Annotated in this window: 12 protein-coding genes and 1 tRNA gene; 5 read left to right on the top strand and 8 right to left on the bottom strand. The window is 71.7% G+C overall.

Features of this window, described 5'->3' with window-relative positions; translation table 11 throughout:
• Positions 1 to 68 precede the first annotated feature (68 nt).
• The 5 genes from ACFPZN_RS06655 to ACFPZN_RS06635 all read right to left on the bottom strand — a co-directional run bounded on the left by ACFPZN_RS06655 (position 69) and on the right by ACFPZN_RS06635 (position 3,116).
• Entirely contained in the window at positions 69 to 1,289 is a 1,221-nt protein-coding gene (locus ACFPZN_RS06655; protein WP_378280903.1) for a tyrosine-type recombinase/integrase, read from the bottom strand.
• A 321-nt stretch (positions 1,290 to 1,610) separates the two neighbouring features.
• Complete coding sequence (locus ACFPZN_RS06650; RefSeq protein ID WP_378281024.1) at positions 1,611 to 1,736, bottom strand: hypothetical protein; 126 nt, start codon at positions 1,734 to 1,736, stop codon at positions 1,611 to 1,613.
• Positions 1,736 to 1,987, bottom strand: coding sequence for a Tn3 family transposase (locus tag ACFPZN_RS06645; RefSeq protein WP_378280902.1), 252 nt, complete (start codon positions 1,985 to 1,987; stop codon positions 1,736 to 1,738). The genes ACFPZN_RS06650 and ACFPZN_RS06645 overlap by 1 nt, the downstream gene beginning before the upstream one ends.
• 517 nt (positions 1,988 to 2,504) lie before the next feature.
• Positions 2,505 to 2,576, bottom strand: a tRNA-Val gene (locus tag ACFPZN_RS06640).
• 81 nt (positions 2,577 to 2,657) lie between these two features.
• Positions 2,658 to 3,116, bottom strand: coding sequence for a PGPGW domain-containing protein (locus tag ACFPZN_RS06635; RefSeq protein WP_378280901.1), 459 nt, complete (start codon positions 3,114 to 3,116; stop codon positions 2,658 to 2,660).
• Positions 3,117 to 3,426: 310 nt separating this feature from the next.
• On the opposite strand from ACFPZN_RS06635, the gene ACFPZN_RS06630 reads away from it, so the two are divergent.
• Entirely contained in the window at positions 3,427 to 3,843 is a 417-nt protein-coding gene (locus ACFPZN_RS06630; RefSeq protein ID WP_378280900.1) for an SsgA family sporulation/cell division regulator, read from the top strand.
• A gap of 1 nt (position 3,844) precedes the next feature.
• Here the strand turns inward: ACFPZN_RS06630 and sthA are convergent, their stop codons facing one another.
• Together sthA and ACFPZN_RS06620 are read right to left on the bottom strand one after the other, a co-directional pair.
• A complete protein-coding gene (gene sthA, locus ACFPZN_RS06625) occupies positions 3,845 to 5,254 on the bottom strand; it encodes a Si-specific NAD(P)(+) transhydrogenase (protein ID WP_378280899.1) in 1,410 nt (469 codons plus the stop codon).
• Between the two features lie 59 nt (positions 5,255 to 5,313).
• Positions 5,314 to 5,925 carry a TetR/AcrR family transcriptional regulator gene (locus ACFPZN_RS06620; protein ID WP_378280898.1) on the bottom strand — a complete coding sequence of 204 codons (612 nt, stop codon included), beginning with the start codon at positions 5,923 to 5,925 and terminating at the stop codon, positions 5,314 to 5,316.
• Positions 5,926 to 6,194: 269 nt separating this feature from the next.
• Here ACFPZN_RS06620 and ACFPZN_RS06615 point away from each other — a divergent pair, with 269 nt between their 5' ends.
• From ACFPZN_RS06615 to ppgK, 3 genes are all read left to right on the top strand, one after another.
• On the top strand, positions 6,195 to 6,938 hold the full coding sequence (locus tag ACFPZN_RS06615) for an SDR family oxidoreductase (protein ID WP_378280897.1): 744 nt from the start codon (positions 6,195 to 6,197) through the stop codon (positions 6,936 to 6,938).
• 1 nt (position 6,939) lies between these two features.
• Positions 6,940 to 7,257, top strand: coding sequence for a DMT family transporter (locus ACFPZN_RS06610; RefSeq protein WP_378280896.1), 318 nt, complete (start codon positions 6,940 to 6,942; stop codon positions 7,255 to 7,257).
• Between the two features lie 81 nt (positions 7,258 to 7,338).
• A complete protein-coding gene (gene ppgK, locus ACFPZN_RS06605) occupies positions 7,339 to 8,265 on the top strand; it encodes a polyphosphate--glucose phosphotransferase (RefSeq protein ID WP_378280895.1) in 927 nt (308 codons plus the stop codon).
• 10 nt (positions 8,266 to 8,275) lie between these two features.
• On the opposite strand, the gene ACFPZN_RS06600 is transcribed toward ppgK, so the two are convergent.
• Positions 8,276 to 11,149, bottom strand: coding sequence for a glycoside hydrolase family 38 N-terminal domain-containing protein (locus ACFPZN_RS06600; protein WP_378280894.1), 2,874 nt, complete (start codon positions 11,147 to 11,149; stop codon positions 8,276 to 8,278).
• Positions 11,150 to 11,519: 370 nt separating this feature from the next.
• On the opposite strand from ACFPZN_RS06600, the gene ACFPZN_RS06595 reads away from it, so the two are divergent.
• Positions 11,520 to 14,162, top strand: coding sequence for a hypothetical protein (locus ACFPZN_RS06595; RefSeq protein WP_378280893.1), 2,643 nt, complete (start codon positions 11,520 to 11,522; stop codon positions 14,160 to 14,162).
• Positions 14,163 to 14,166: the final 4 nt, after the last annotated feature.

Below are 14,166 nucleotides of genomic sequence, written 5' to 3'. Positions count from 1 at the left end.
GTCCAGGACCCCGGGTTCGTAGCAGCCGGAGTCATCGCGCATGGTCTCCAGCAACTGCTTGGACCCCATCAGCACCGCCCGATCTGACTCGCGTCCTGGGCGGCCCGCCAGCCGGCGGTGAGCTTGGCCCAGTCCGCGACCGCCCTCAGCTCGGCGTCCTCGGTGACGTGCGCGTATGTGCTCAAGGTCGTCTGAACGTCCGCGTGCCCGAGCCGACGGCTGACGACGTGCACCGGAACCCCCGAAAGCAGCAGGGCGGTCGCGTGCGAGTGACGGAACCAGTGCGGCGTCCACCCCTCGGGGACCTGGCCGGCGAGCTCCCGGCGCAGCCGGTCCACCAGGTCATAGACGCTGTCGGGCTTCCACGGGGCGAAGCGGGGCTCGCGGCCAAGGTTGACGAACACGTGGGAGGCGTCGAAGTCCTCGATAGCCAGGTCAGCGCCTGCCTCGCACAGCTGCCACACGTACTCGCCGTAGAGCCGGTCGACCTCGTCGGAGATGTAGAGCCGTCGGTACCCGCTCTTGGCCCGCACCCCGTGCTCGTTCTCGCGAGGCACGATCTCGATGAACGGAGTGTCTCCTCGACCAGTGCACCAGTCGCGATGCTGCAACCCCAGCGCCTCACCCAGCCGCAGCCCGGACTCGGCAAGCAGGGACCACAGCAGCCGGTTGCGTACCGAGCCCCTCCACTCGCGGGCCTCATCGTCCCACCTCGCGCAGACCTCGCAGATCCGCTCGATCTGCCGCGGCGTCAACGTGGGCGGGGCCGCCGCCCGGGGCTGGCGGACCCGGATCACGGCCTGCCGACGGCCCTTGCGCCGTGCGATGTGCTCCAACAGCGGCTTGTAACTCCCGCCCCGGCCGTGCACGATCCGGTGCAGATCCTCGCCGACCTCGACACCGTTGAGCTGGTGGTAGCCGTAGTACGACGTCACCGCCCGCAATCGCACCGAGATGGTCGACTCGGCGAACCTGGACGTGCGCGGCTCGATCGAGGCGACCTGTGGGCCCTCCCCGGTCCGCAGCCAGCTCAAGAACCCACCGAAGTCCTCCAGCGTCACCGCGTCCCAGCTCAGTCCGTACTGCTCCAGGTACTCCCACCACAACGCCAGCGCCCGCGCGTAGGACTTCACGGTGTTCGGCGAGCACCGCTGCACCCGCAGATACTCCAGGTACTCCTCAGCCGAGGCGACCGGCCGACAGTCGCGGCCCAGCACCGTCCACGTACGCTCCCCGCCCGGCAGCACCAGCCGCTGCGCCCGGCACATCCCACCCGTCACTGTCGTCACGGCCGGTAGCGTAAGGACCACAGATAACCCCTACGCAGCGAACGGCAACACCTCCCGAAAAGCCCGTTCATGCCGCGTTGCAGACGGCCTCCTCCCACCCCGGATAACGGGTCACCACCGCGTTAGTGACCAGCGTCAGGCATGCTCGGTTTGCTGCTCCAGGTGCCGGGCGCGCACCGCGCCCTCGTGGCCGTACAGCACATCTCGCTTCAGCGCGTGCAGCGACTCGCCCTTGTGAGCCCCCGGGAGATCATGCGCCGGTAGGCCGCATCCGACAGGTACGGGCGGCGTAGACCGTGCGGCGCAGCGCCCCGTACTCCTTCAGCGCCGCCGCCAGCGCGTTCTGCCGCCCCGCCGCCGACAGCTTGCCGACCAGCAGCGAGGCGTGGCGTGCCCGAACTTCAGCGACCCCGCCAGCCGCAGCACATCGTCCCAGTGCGCTCCGATCAGCTCGGTGTTGACGCGCCGGGGTCAGCAGCGGCCCCGCCAGTGGGAACGCCGCGCACACTTGCCGGGCCGGTCCGGTACAGGCTGATCTCGCCCAGGTCCCGGATCCGCGGCGACAGCTGCAACCCCAGCAGGTCAAACAGGGCGAAGTGCACCGGCGTCACCCCGTGGGTGTCGGTGGCGTTGCCGAGGATCTCGGGGCTTCCCCCCGGAATGTGGACACCGTTTTCAGGCGGCAGCGAGCAGGCCACCGGTGCTTCTCGCGTAGTCGATCGGTGAGAGTTGTCCGAGGCGGGAGTGCCTGCGGCGGGTGTTGTAGCGGGTGGCCCAGCCGAAGATGGCCTAGCGTGCTGCGTGGGCGGTGGGGTCCCTGGGCTGCCTCTGCTGGACGGCCTCACTCCGCACGGGTTGCGCCACGGCCACAAGACGTGGATGGCCGAGGACGCCATTCCCGAGATCCTCCAGGACCTCGCTGCTCGAGCGCCTCAGATTTGGCCCGTCCTCCCCCGTGCCGATCCTCAACGAACCCCTGGCCAGTGCTCAGAAGGGTGCGCGACCTTCAGCGCGTGCCGTGAGCGCGTGAACCGCTGAGATCGGGGTGGGTGATCCTGACGGGTCGCCCACCTTGATCGTCTTTACAGAGAGTGACGATCGAGGGTCGACTCTAGGTGACCTCATGGGGATGGGAGAAAGATGATCTCCCGAATTTCTCCCAGTTGATCACTCAGGCCCTGCCGCGAGTGTGCGGGAGGGCCTGTGGCGTGGGGGTGGGCGATACTGGGTTCGAACCAGTGACCTCTTCGGTGTGAACGAAGCGCTCTCCCACTGAGCTAATCGCCCTGGCGGTCCGCCCTGCGGCGTTCCGACGTCGATGACTCTAGCGCATTCCGGGGGTCGTTCGCGCATCGAGCGCGGTGCCGGTCAGTTCCACGGGCTGTAGTCCCGGATGTCCCACGGCAGGGTGAAGTCGTAGACGACGAGGTAGGCGATCACGGCGGCGCCGGCGAGAATGCCGCCGATGACGGCGAGGATGGTGTTGCGGCGCTTGGCGCGGGGGTCGAGGGCCTTCTCCTTGGCCTTCTCGGCGGCCTGCTTGGCGCGGTGCAGGGCGCGCTGGGCCCAGGCGAACTCGGTGGCGAGGATGGCCAGGCCGACGATGATGCCGAGGATGCCGGGGCCGGGGGCGACCATCATGACCAGGCCGCCGACCAGGACGGTCGCGCCGACGGTGAAGACGCCGATTCGCCAGGTGGTGTTGAGCAGCGCGTTCCGCCGGACGTACTCGCGGAACCTCAGGTACATCCTCGGCTCCCCGGCGACGGGCGGAGCCGGGACCTCGGCCGGGGCGGCCGGGACCTCGTTTTCATGGTTAATCGCCACGGTTTTACTGTAAGCCACGGGCCTGGCCGCTTCGGGCCGCCCACGCCGATCGGGCAACTATCCAGGCCCTCCCGATCGTCACACATGTTGAGCGGCGTCAAGCCCCGCCACACAGGCGTTTGGTCCGTTTTTGCCCAGGTCAGGAGTACTTTTTCAGGTTGTGAGATAGGTCACACAGGGCGCCGGGGCTGGAATGTTCCCTCGTGTTCGCGCAGTTAGCCGTCATAGATCGCGGGGATGTCCGTGGGTGGGAGTGAGCCCATCGGAACGCCCGCGCGCCAGCGGGACCGACGTCTGAAGGAAAGTGGCCATGAACAGCAGCACCACCGTCTCAGCAGAGCTGGGCCTTCGTCTCGTCGTCCCTGACCGCACGACCGTCCCCCTGCTCGCAGGCCTGGAGTACGCGGCCGACGATCCGTACGCCATCCGGATGGCCTTCTACGTTGGCGAGGACGAGCCGGTGGAGTGGATTTTCGCTCGTGAGCTGCTCACCGTCGGCATCGTGCGCAAGGTCGGGGACGGCGACGTGGAGGTGTGGCCCGGGGGGCCCGATGACGACACGCTGCACATCGCGCTGTCGTCCCCCTTCGGGAACGCACTCTTCGAAGCCCCCCTGTCCCCCCTGGCCGACTTCCTGCACCGCACCTACGAGGTGGTGCCGGCCGGGCGGGAGACGGAGTACATCGACATCGACGCCGAGCTGGAGAACATCCTCTGGCCGTCCTGAGTCATCCGCCCAGCCGGGCGATGTGCCGCATCTTGTTCATCGCGTCCAGCGCCGCGACCTTGTAGGACTCGGCGAGCGTGGGGTAGTTGAAGACGGCGTTGACCAGGTAGTCGACCGTTCCGCCGCAGCCCATGACGGTCTGCCCGATATGGACCAGCTCGGTGGCCCCGGTACCGAAGACGTGCACTCCCAGCAGCCGCCGGTCCTCCGGTGAGACCAGCAGCTTCAGCATGCCGTAGGAATCTCCGATGATCTGGCCGCGGGCCAGCTCCCGGTAGCGGGAGACGCCCACCTCGAAGGGCACCTTGGCCTCGGTCAGCTCGTCCTCGGTACGGCCCACGAAGCTGATCTCCGGGATCGTGTAGATCCCGATGGGCTGCAGCTCGTCCATCGCGTGCACGGGCTCGCCGCAGGCGTGGTGGGCGGCCAGCCGGCCCTGCTCCATCGAGGTCGCGGCCAGCGACGGGAACCCGATCACGTCCCCGACCGCGTAGATGTGCGGGACCTCGGTGCGGTAGTGCTCGTCCACCTTGATCCGGCCGCGGTGGTCGGCGGCGAGCCCGGCGGCCTCCAGTCCGAGCTCGTCGGTCATCCCCTGCCGGCCGGCCGAGTACATGACGGTGTCGGCGGGGATCCGCTTGCCGCTCTCCAGGACGGTGATCGCGCCCTGCGGCATCCGCTCGACCGAGGACACGGTCTCGCGGAAGCGGAAGGTGACGGCCAGGTCGCGCAGGTGGTACTTGAGCGCCTCGACGATCTCCAGGTCGCAGAACTCCAGCATCCGCTCGCGCCGTTCGACCACGGTGACCTTGGTGCCGAGGGCGGCGAACATCGAGGCGTACTCGATGCCGATCACCCCGGCGCCGACCACGACCATGGTCTCGGGGATGCGGTCCATGTTGATGATCCCGTCGGAGTCGATGACCGTGCGGTCGTCGAACTCGACGGTGTCGGGACGGGCCGGGCGGGTGCCGGTGGCGATCACGATCCGGTCCGCCGTGACCTTCTGCTCGCGGTCGTGGTCCCCGCCGTCGCCGATGCCGACCGCGTTGGGCTCCAGGAAGCGGCCGGTGCCGGGCAGCACGGTGACCCGGTTGCGGGCGAGCTGGCTGCGGATGACGTCGACCTCCCGGCCGATCACGTGCTGGGTGCGCATCCCGAGGTCGGCGACGGTGATGTCCTCCTTGACCCGGTAGCTCTGGCCGTACAGCTCGCGCTGGTTGAGGCCGGTCAGGTAGAGGACGGCCTCGCGCAGGGTCTTGGACGGGATCGTCCCGGTGTTGATGCAGACCCCGCCGATCATGTTGCGGCGGTCGACGACGGCCACCCGGCGGCCCAGCTTGGCGGCGGCGATGGCCGCCCGCTGGCCGCCGGGTCCCGATCCGAGCACGAGAAGATCGAAATCGCTCACGGATCCCAGTCTGACCGGATATGAGGGGATCTCATAAGGGTCTCCAGGCCACGAATCCGTCAGCCCGGTTCCCGGATCCCGTCCAGGAGCGCGTCCAGGCCCGCCTTGATGCGCTCCAGCGGCATGCCCCGGACGTGGCGCTGGTAGCGGAAGAGGTTGGCCGCCAGGGGGGCGAGCAGGGCGTCCGCCAGGTACGGGGCGTCGGCACCGGGCCGGATCCGGCCGATGAGCGTGGCCAGGTGGCTCTGGTAGAGGGCGTACCAGCCGTCGCGGAAGCGCGCGTCGGCCGAGTCCATCTCGGCCATCTCCAGGAGTTCGGACTGGGCCTCGGTACGGTCGGCGAGGGCGTGCAGGAAGGCGCGTATCCGTTCGGCGGGGGGCGCGTCCGGTGTTCCGGGGCCGCCCGGGCCCAGCGGCGGCGGGCCCTGGAGGAAGCTCTCCTGGAATTCGCGTTCGCGGTCGTCGACGACGGCGTACACGAGGCCGGCGCGGTCGTGGAAGCGCCGGTAGACCGTACCGACGCCCACGCCGGCGACTCGGGCGACCTCGTCCATGGACAGCGCCTCGACGCCGCGCGAGGCCAGCAGGTCGGCCGCGGCGGCGAGGATCTTCCGGCGGTTCTGAGCGGCGTCGGCCCGTTCGACGCGCCCCGCCCGTTCGCCCTTGCTCACGGTGCTCTCAGGGTGTCCGCGGTCGCTGGTGAGGGGCAGGGGGCCGGCGTCTTCGGACCGTGGCCGCTCGTCTGAGTCGGGGGTTCGTCCGCCGCGCCGCGCGGCCGCGCGTTCGTCGCTCACCGGGCACCTCTTCCGGGCTCCTTCTTCCCGGTCGGGAGCCTATCGAACCGGAGAGCCCTCCGGTCCGGGCTTGCATCCGGAGAGTCCTCCGCTTAGCGTGTGGGGCACAGAAGCGGAGAACTCTCCGATTAGAGAGGGGCGATGGGATGGACAGGCCGCTGGAGGGGAAGAAGGCCCTGGTGACCGGGGGCGGGCGCGGTATCGGTGCCGCGATCGCGCTGCGCCTGGCCCGGGACGGGGCCGACGTCGCGATCACCTACGTGCACGCGGCCGACCGCGCCCGGAAGGTGGTGGACGAGATCGAGGCGGGCGGCCGACGCACGATCGCCCTGCGGGCCGACGCCGCCGATCCGGACGCGGTCGTGGCGGGCGTGGACGGCACCGCGGAGGAGTTCGGCGGGCTCGACATCCTCGTCAACAACGCCGGGATCGCCCCGTTCGGCCCCCTGGAGGACGTCACGGCCGAGGAGGTCGACCGGGCCCTGAACATCCACGTGCGGGCCGTGTTCGTCGCGTCCCAGGCCGCCGCCCGGCATCTGGGCGCGGGCGGGCGGATCGTCAGCATCGGCAGTTCGCTGGCCGAGCGGGTGCCGTACGGGGGCTGGACGCTGTACTCGACGAGCAAGGCGGCGCTGCTCGGCCTCACCCGCGGGCTGGCCCGCGACCTGGGCCCGCGCGGCATCACCGCCAACCTGGTCCAGCCGGGGTCGATCGACACCGAGATGAACCCCGCCGACTCCCCCGAGGCCGAGCAGGAGAAGGAGTTCATCGCGCTGGGCCGGTACGGGCGCGCCGAGGAGGTCGCCGTGATGGTCGCGCACCTGGCGGGGCCCGGCGGGGACTACGTCACGGGCGCCGCGATCCCCGTCGACGGCGGCGTGACGGCCTGAAATGCCGTGGATTCTGCTGGTCGCGGCCGCTCTGATGGAGCTGGTGTGGGCGACCGCGCTGAAGCAGTCCGAAGGCTTCACCCGGTTCTGGCCGACCGTCGTCGGCGTGCCGGTGTGCCTGCTGAGCGTGGTGGTGCTGACGGTGGCGCTGCGGGACCTGCCCGTCGGCACCGCGTACGCGGTGTGGGTGGGTCTGGGCTCGCTCGGCGTGGCGGTCACCGGGATCGTCGCCCTGGGCGAGAGCGCGTCGCCGGCGCGCGTCCTCTGCCTGGCCCTGATCCTGGTGGGGGTGATCGGGCTGAAGGCCGTCGAGGGCTGAGCGCCCCGGCCCGCCAGGACGATCTTCCCTGGACGCCCCTTTAAGCGCCGTCCCGGCGGGCACTGGTAAGGCATGGGCAGCTTGAGCACGATCACGGACGTCCCGGTCCTCGGCATCGACATCGGCGGCTCGGGGATCAAGGGCGCGCCGGTCGACCCCGCCACCGGGGCGCTGACCACCGAACGGCTGCGGATCGACACCCCGCGGCACGCCCATCCCGAGCCGGTCGCGGAGGTCGTGGGGCAGATCGTCCGGAACTTCGGCTGGACGGGGCCCGTCGGCGTGACCTTCCCGGGCGTGGTGGTCGACGGGGAGACGCGGTCGGCCGCCAACGTGTCGAAGAAGTGGATCGGGCTGGACGCCGGGACGCTGTTCCGCGACGCCACCGGGGTGCCCGTGACGCTGCTGAACGACGCGGACGCCGCGGGCATCGCCGAGATGGGCCATGGCGCGGGGAAGGGCCGGGGCGGCACGGTCGTGGTGCTCACCCTCGGCACCGGGATCGGCAGCGCGCTGTTCACCGAGGGCGTGCTGGTGCCCAACACCGAGTTCGGGCATCTGGAGATCCGGGGCAAGGACGGTGAGGCGCGGGCGGCCGCGCGGGTCCGCACGGACCACGGGTTGAGCTGGGAGAAGTGGGCCGCGAAGCTGTCGGAGTACCTGTCCCGGATGGAGGCGCTGATCGCGCCGTCGCTGATCATCGTGGGGGGCGGGGTGAGCCGCAAGGCCGACCGGTTCCTGCCGCTGATCAGCGGGGTGCGGGCGCCGATCGTGCCGGCGGCGCTGGTCAACAACGCGGGCATCGTCGGTGCGGCGATGGCCGCCGGCGCGGCGGCCGGCGCGGGCGACGAGAGCGACGAGCGCGTTCCCGGCCCCCGCGGACGGGCCGGCGGGCCCACCGGGCCGCCGGCCGGGAGGCGGGAGGCGCGGCGCCGCCAGGACGGCCCCGTGCTCGCGGGTTCGCGCGCCCGGCTGGGCCTGCCCGCCAGGCCCGCGCGGGACGAGTGACGCCGGACGGTCAGCGGCGCAGCAGCACGGTCGCGATCTCCCAGGGCCGCAGGGGAAGGGTGACGGTGCCGCCGGGGCCGACCTCCAGCGGCGCCGTGAGGCGGCCGCGCAGGTCGACCCTGGCCGCCTCGCCGAACCCTCCTCTGAGGAACGCCGTCGTGCCCGTCGCCCGCTGGGCGACGAGGCGTACCTCCAGCCCGTCGCCTACCTCGCGCAGGCTGGTCATCACCACGCCGCGCCCGCCGATCTCCGGGCCCGCGACCGGCGGCGGCAGCGGTGCGGAGCGCGGGCCGTAGCCGGGCGCCGCGAGCAGGTCGTGGCGGTAGGTCTCGGCCGCCGCCTGCACCTCGTGGCCGGGGCCTTCGCCGTCCGGCGCGCGGTAGAGCATGATCGCCAGGCCGACGGTCCGTTCGCCCCGGCACTGCGCCCGCGGCGTGGCGAGCTGGGGGCCCGCGGGCTGGTCGCGGTAGGGGTTGCGGTGGCGGGACAGGTGCCCGACCGAGCGCAGCAGCGTCAGCGCCAGCTCGCGCCCCTCGCCCACCAGTTCGTACTCGGTGACGTGCTCCAGCAGCACGGCCAGCCCGCCCGCCGCCACGAACCCGGAGGCGGGGAAGGTGGGCACCGGGCGCTCCCCGAAGCCGCCCTCGGCGGTGAGGCCGCGTTCGACGACCGCGAACTGCCCCTCGGCGAACGACGAGCGCGCCGCCCTCGGCAGCGGCAGGTGCAGGCGCACCCGGTGGTCGTCGCAGGGGTTGTCGAAGGTCACCCACAGGCGCAGGTACGGCTCGCCCGCCCGCAGCTCGGCCCGGGTGGTGACGACCACGTCCTTTTCGGCCTCGGCGCGGGTGCCTCGCCGGACGTCGCCCGCGACCGGCCAGCCGTAGGTCCGCACGACGTCGAACGCCCCCACCAGCGGCCCGGGCCACACCGGGTCGACGCGCACCGAGGCGGGGGTGTCGACGAGCCGGTCGCGGCGGGGCGGCGGGGCGTGGTTGTAGGTGTCGCCGAGGTCGCCGCCGTCCACGACGCGTCCGAGGCCCTCGATCACCTCGCCGCTCGCGGTCCGCAGCGTCAGGGTGCCGTCCGCGCGCGCCTCGACGCGCAGCAGCCCGTTGTCGAGCGCGACCCCGGCGCCCGCGGGCCCCGGCCTCGACCCCGGTGCCGTGCCCAGGCCCGGTGGTGTCACCGTCGCGGCGCCCGTCTCGGCCTGGACGGGCGTGTCGAACGGCGGCGCCATCTCCCCTCGCGCGGCCGGAGCGACGCTGGTGAGCCCCAGCGGCGGCGTCTCGACGAGGGCGGCCACCGTGCAGCGCGGGTCGGCGAGGATCCGCACGCGCCACGCCCCGTCCGCGTCGCGCAGCCGCTCCTTGAGGGCGGCGAGGTCGAAGCGGGTCTCGGCGCGCCGCGTCACCTGGAAGGTCAGCGTGCGGTCCGCGGCCGACACCGTCCAGTCGCGGATCTCCTGGCCGAACAGCGTGTTCCCGGAGATCCGTTCGAGGACGAGCGGGAGGTCGCGGGCGGGGTGCACTGCGTCGTCCAGCACGGTCGGCGCCTTCTCCAGGATCTGCGCCGGGACGCGCCGCCCGTCCGCCGTGCGCAGCGCGGGGCCGCCGGAACCGGCCCGGTCGCCGGGGGCGGCGGCGGGCACGTCCAGCGTGACCAGGCCGGTACGGGGCCACGGGCTGGGGTTGAACACCACATACCCGTCGACGGGGACGGCGGCGGCGCACTCGGCGGTGACCAGGTCGCAGACCGCGCGCCCGAGCTGCTCGGCCTCGGCCGTGCGCGCCGCGACCTGCTCGGCGGTCTCGTCGCTCCCGCAGCCGGTGACCGAGTCGTGGCAGGCGGCCTCGATGATCCGGCGCCAGGCCAGGTCGAGGAAGCGCCGCGCGGGGCCGGTGTGCCAGAGCGCGGCCAGCGGCTCGGCCTGCCGTTCGACCAGGCGCTCGGCGCGGCTCAGCGCCTGCTTGAGGTGCACGCGGGCCGAGATCACCCCGGGCAGGAGGTTGGCGCGCGCGTGCGACCGCAGCTCGCCCCGCACGCGGGTGAGCCCGTCCACGGAGGTCGGCTCGGCGGCGAAGTACCCGGCGAGGGTGTCCATCCGCATCGGCAGCCCGGCCTCGGCGATCCGGTCGGCCAGGTCGCCGGCCGGCGCGGTGTGGTCGGCGCCGTACATCGCCAGCAGCGCGCCGCCCTCGGGCCGCCACGGCCGCATCCGCCGGACGAACTCGGCCGCCTTCCGGTAGAGCGGCGGGCCGGCCCCGCCCCGCGGCACGGGCTCGTCCTGGACCACGTCGCGGCCGAACATCCAGGCCGCGTTCACGTAACCGCCTTCGGGAAGGTACACGGCGCGGACGACCGAGCCGTCGGGCGCCTCCCAGGCGAAGGCGTGGTTCCGCACGCGCGCCGGGACGCCCCGCCACACGCACGCGTGCGCGATCCCCGCCTGCAGGAGGATCTGCGGCGTCTGCGCGCAGTGGCCGAACTGGTCGGGCAGGTAGCCCACCGCCATCGCCGCGCCGAACTCCTCGGCCCGGCTCAGGCCGAGCCGCAGGTTGCGGACGATGGTCTCGCCGGAGCACAGGAACTCGTCGTGCAGGATCTGCCACGGCCCGACCGCGAGGCGCCCCTCCCGGACGAGCGCCGCGACGCGCCCGCGGTTCTCGGGACGGACCTCCAGATAGTCGTCGACCGCCGCCATCTGGCCGTCGAGCGTGAAGCACCAGCGCGGATCGCCTTCCATCTGTTCGACGACCGCGTCGAGCATCGATACGAGCCGGATCCGGAAACGCTGGAACGGCAGATACCACTCCCGGTCCCAATGCGTATGCGGTACGACGACGATCGAATCATCGGCACGGCCCTCCGGCTTCACCCGGCCCACCGTCCGATCCCGGTATTACTCGGCCGCACTGTACGAATCCCCACGTTCCATGCCCCCACATGGCATTCCCGGTCCGCTCGACCGAACCTCGGACGCCCTCCCCAGCCCCTGGCGGCGCGTTGGACACCCCCTCTGACCTGAGCTTATCCACACCACTTGGGATTCTGACCGATTCCGGCCGCACGACAATGTCGTGACCGGCCGCGCATCGGCACGGCGTGAACTCCGGGATAGGCTCCCAGCCGAAATGCCCGGCGGCCGCCCCCTCGCTCTCAGAGGGAACCTCGCGCTCCCGGATCGCGTCTCATTCGCGGATCGGCCGCTTTCTCCTCACTCCCGAGCGCCGACGCGGCAAGGAGGATGCTCCCGGATGGAGTTGGACCGCCTGTTCGACCAGCGGCGCGCTTCCCCGATCACGGTCAGCGAGGTATTCGTCAACCGAAAGCGGCACATCGACGCCTTCGACGCCGCCGTCGACCGGCTGGGCGACCACGCGCACCCCGCGGCCACCGCACCGCCGCAGCGGCGGAACCTCCTCGTCTTCTACGGGCTGGGCGGGATCGGCAAGACATCTCTCTCGAAGCGTCTGGAAAAGCGATTCCGCGACGGAGAGCACGAGAACGCCGCCTCCAGGAGGCCGGTCTGCCGGATCAACCTGGACGACCCGGCGCTGACCGACCTGGAGACCCTGGTCATCATCATCCGCTCGGCGGTGGGCGAGCATCTCGGGCACTGCCCTGCCTTCGACCTGGCGCTGACGGTCTACTGGCAGCGCAGCCATCCCGGCCTGCCGATGCGGGCCGTCCTCGAACGCAACTCGGCGCTGCGCCGTTTCAACGGCGCGCTGGAACTGCCGCGCCAACTCGACGAGTCCCTCAACGCGCTGCTCGGCCCCGTCCCCCTGGCCGGGCTGGCCAGGCAGGCCACCGGACTGCTGGTCGGCAGGATCCGCGAAAAGATCCGGCGGGACCGGCTCCTGACCGAGTGCCCGGGTTTCGCCGAGGTCCTGGAAACCGAATCGCCCCGCGACATGCTCCCCTTCCTGCCCGCGCTCCTCTCCTGGGATCTGGCGCAGCACCACCAGGGCGAACCGCTCCAGACCGTTGTCTTCATGGACACCTTCGAACGGGTGGACGGCCAGCAACGGGTACAGGGATGCCTGGAGGACCAATTCTCCAGGCTCCTGTACCTCATGCCCAACGTCCTGTTCGTGATCACCGGCCGGAACCGCCTGACCTGGGGCGACGGTCATCATGGAGCCATTCATTACAGCGGTTCCAACTACTGGCCGGTGCTCGCCGTCGCGCCCCCGGCGCCCTTCGCGTCACTGCAGCAGCGGCTGTCCGGCCTGAGCGACGACGACGCCGACGGCTACCTGCGGTTCCGGCTGACGCACGAGGGCGAACCCGCCATCCCCGGACCCATCCGCCAGAAGATCATCGACTCGTCCGGGGGCGTTCCCCTCTACCTGGAACTGTCGGCGGAATACTTCGATCAACTCGCAGCAAGCGGACAGTCGCCCGATCCGGAAGGGTTCGGGGGGACGTTCGCGGAAATGGTTATTCGCGTGATGCGTGATCTGACATTCGAGGAGCGCGCCCTGCTGCGCGCCTCGTCCATGGTCGACCGATTCGACGCCGAACTGCTGAGGGCGGCGGTGCCGGAGGTCCGCGACGCGGCCGTCGAGCGCTTCCTGGCGCGGCCGATCGTGCAGGTCGAGGACTCGGGCTGGCTCCAGCGGTCGGTCGACGAGTACATCCGCGACGCCGTCCGCGAGCACGACCCCGAGACCGACGACGCCTGGTCGGAGAACGAATGGCGGGTCGCGGCCGACCGCATGGTCGACGACCTGCGCGCCCGCCTCCGCGGGGACGTCAAGGACCCCACCACCGCCGACCCGGCCCGGCTCATCCAGGGCTTCAGCGCCGCCGGGCGCCTCTCGCTCCGGACCGGCAAGGTTCCCGACTGGCTGTACGACATGGCCTACGCGCTGAGGCTGCACCACCACACCGGGGCGCTGGAGGCCGTCTCGTCCTTCACGGTCCCCCCGGGGCATCCGCTGGAGGCGTTCGTCCTCACCTGCCAGGGCATGGCCCAGCGCAGCCTCGGCGACCGGGAGGCCTCGGCGCGCCTGCTGGAGCGCGCGGCGTCCCACCCGCGCGTCAGCCCGTACGCCCGGCTCTTCATCAAGCACCGGTACGTCAAGGCGCTGGAAGAGGTCGGACGCTACCGCGACGCCGAGGAGCTGGCCGCCGAGGTCGCCGCCGCGCCGAGCACCCTGCGGGAGACCGCGGAGAAGGACCTGGCCTGGATCAGCTGGATCCGCGGCGACGGCCGGCGCCTCCTCGCCTGGGCGCTGCCCAACCGCACGTCCACGATCGGTTTCCACCGGGCGCAGGCGCTGGACCTGCTCGGCCAGTTCCACATGCTGCAGGGCGATCTGGCCGCCGCCGAGCAGTGCTTCCACTACCTGATCGACGATCCCGAACTGGAGGAGGGCGGTGTCCTGCGCGACACCGGCTGGCGGCACCTGGGCATGGTGATGTCCCTGCGCCGCCCGCTGGACGCCGAGACGGTCCTCGACCGTGCCCTCCAGGTCAACCGCGCCCTGGAGGTGGGCGTGGGCATCGCGCAGACCCACATCTGGCGGGGCGTGGCGCGCACGGGAACGCACCCGGCCGCCGACCCGCACGCGCTCATCGTGCAGGGCGAGGAGCTGCTGAACGCCAGCAACGGGCTCGCCGATCGGTGGATGGTGCTGCTGGCCCGCACCTTCCTCGCCGCCGTCGACGGCACCGACTCCGAGGTCCTGGAGGCGGCGCAGGCCCTCATGGACCACGTGCGCGAGCAGGACTGCCACCCCGGACTGGCCGAGGTCGCCGCACGCTGGCTGGAGGTGCGCGGCGTGGCCGGGCCGTCGCCCGTCGAGTCGGAGTACTGGCTCGACCGTTCGGCCTCGCTCGACCGCTGGGAGTCCGTGCTGCGGGAGCGGCGCGACGCACGACGCGCCTGAACCG

It is taken from the genome of Actinomadura rugatobispora, assembly GCF_042656285.1.
In the GTDB taxonomy this organism is placed as follows: domain Bacteria; phylum Actinomycetota; class Actinomycetes; order Streptosporangiales; family Streptosporangiaceae; genus Spirillospora; species Spirillospora rugatobispora.
The sequence above is the reverse complement of the archived record's forward strand: the minus strand, read 5'-3'. Positions and strand labels throughout refer to the sequence as shown.

Excerpts from the sequence above, each read along its gene's own strand:
- ACFPZN_RS06630 (WP_378280900.1), top strand. The coding sequence starts at position 3,427 with ATGAACAGCAGCACCACCGTCTCAGCAGAGCTGGGCCTTCGTCTCGTC.
- ACFPZN_RS06615 (WP_378280897.1), top strand. The coding sequence starts at position 6,195 with ATGGACAGGCCGCTGGAGGGGAAGAAGGCCCTGGTGACCGGGGGCGGG.
- ACFPZN_RS06610 (WP_378280896.1), top strand. The coding sequence starts at position 6,940 with ATGCCGTGGATTCTGCTGGTCGCGGCCGCTCTGATGGAGCTGGTGTGG.
- ACFPZN_RS06595 (WP_378280893.1), top strand. The coding sequence starts at position 11,520 with ATGGAGTTGGACCGCCTGTTCGACCAGCGGCGCGCTTCCCCGATCACG.